At 69.9% G+C, this 1910-nt stretch carries 1 protein-coding gene; it reads left to right on the top strand.

Features of this window, described 5'->3' with window-relative positions; all coding sequences use genetic code 11:
- The first annotated feature begins 549 nt into the window (after window positions 1–549).
- Window positions 550–1767 (top strand): hypothetical protein, encoded by a 1218-nt coding sequence (locus E1200_RS32970; protein WP_165950564.1) that lies wholly within the window; start codon window positions 550–552, stop codon window positions 1765–1767.
- The last annotated feature ends 143 nt before the right edge of the window (window positions 1768–1910 follow it).

Below are 1910 nucleotides of genomic sequence, written 5' to 3'. Positions count from 1 at the left end.
GGGCGGGGTGCGCGGAGCTCGTCATCGGGCGGATGCGGCGGCCGACATGGCGGCATTGGCCGGGGCCGCTCGGGTGGCGGAGGGCACCGGAGGCGCCTGCGCGAGCGCGGAGAGGATCGCGGCCGAGTCGGGGGCGCGATTGGCCCGGTGCCGACTGCAGGGGGACGAGGTGGAGGTTTCGGTAACGGTAGACATCGTGGTGCCTATGGGGATCGGTGCCGTATCAGTGTTATCCCGGGCAAGGGCTGGCCCTGTGGGGCAAGAGGGCGTAATCTGACGCGGCACGGCCCGTTGCACCGTGTGTCAATAGGTCGGGAGGTGTCGCAGGAGGATGGAACGCTCGCCTCTTTGTCATCGTCCTGTGACTTCTGTTACCCAGTGGTACGTTACCCTGCACGTAAGTGCTTAGTTACTGCACCGTGCGTGTGCCCCGCGAGGCCCTCGGCGGGACGAGACGAGCAGGACGTTGTCGAAGGGATTGAGGCCGTGACCATCATTCGCAGGATCGGTGCAGTCGCGATCGCGGCCCCGCTTGCGATGGGTTTCCCGGTGCTCGGTGCACTACCCGCGCAGGCCGCCGCCACAGGCATCACCTCTCCCGCGAACGGTGCGGTCATCACGAGCGGTTCCGAGCTGACCGCCAAGGCCCACTTCGACTTCGCACTCACGATGCAGCTCTGGGTCGACGGCCCGGGCATCGGGAGCAAGTTCCTCCAGGAGAAGGGCCTCGCCGGTGACCTGGCGGGGACGTTCCCGATCCGCCAGAACGGCCGCTACAAGATCTACCTGAAGGGCAAGCAGACCGGGCACATCTACGACAGCAACACCGTCACCGTGCGCATCGCGCCGGCCGCGCCGACGGGTGTGTCCGTCCAGGCGTCCGGCAAGAAGCTCGCCGTGAAGTGGAACCGCGGCCTTGAGGACGACCTCAGCGGTTACACGCTTTCGGGCTCGGGCGTGCAGGCCAAGTCCGGCTCGGTGAACTCGCTGTGCCAGGGGACGAGCTGCTCCGCCACCCTCGCGGTCACCAAGTCGAGCGGTGTGGTCTCCGTGGGCGTCCGGGCGCAGCGTCCCACCGGGACCGGCGGATCGCTGACCTCGGCCGCCGCCACCGCGAACGCCATGCTGAGCGGCGGCGGCTCCGCGTCGCTTCCGCGCGGCTCCGCGCCGTCCCTCCCCACGGCGGAGGGCGAGGTTCCCAGTGCCGGGACTCCGCTGACCCCGTTCAACAACCAGTCGCCGGTGACTCTCCCGTCCGTCCAGCCCGAGGGCGCGACACCCGGGCTCACCTACCCCGCACCGCAGATCGCGACCGACTCGCCGAAGGCCCAGAACATCGCGGCCACCGACCGGCTCCAGTGGGGGAAGAGCGTGGGCATCGCCCTGGTCCTCCTCATCGTCGCCGGACACCTCGGCACCTGGACGCGCCGCCTGCGCTTCGCCCAGGCCGGAACTAGCAGCAACGGCATGGCGGCTCGCCTCGCCCGCAGCGGAACCGGCCGTAAGCGGGTCAAGAAGGCACGCGAGCAGATCGCACGAGCCGAGGCCCTCGCCAAGACGGCCCCGGTCCTGGCGATAGCCGACCCCAAGAGCAAGGGCTCCAAGCGCCCCCGCTCGGGGGACACGATGGTCCTTGCTTCCCCGTCGGCCAAGGCGAAGCCCGGCGACCGCCCCGCTGCCCGCCCCACGGGTGCCAGCGGAGTGAACGTCCAGTTCACCAAGCCCGGCCCCGCCCCGAAGCGCAACCGCGGCCGCCGCTCCAAGTAGAACCCCGGCCCCGTGCGGCGCGGTAACTCAACGGCGCCGAAAACGATCACGCTTCCAGCGGCGAAACGCAGGCAAGCACGGTGCCCATAGCCCGCACATGCAGGGGCGTCCCCGCGCGGCACCTGCTCGTGATCGTCCTGGGG

The organism is Actinomadura sp. GC306, from assembly GCF_004348665.1.
Taxonomy (GTDB): domain Bacteria; phylum Actinomycetota; class Actinomycetes; order Streptosporangiales; family Streptosporangiaceae; genus Spirillospora.
The sequence above is the reverse complement of the archived record's forward strand: the minus strand, read 5'-3'. Positions and strand labels throughout refer to the sequence as shown.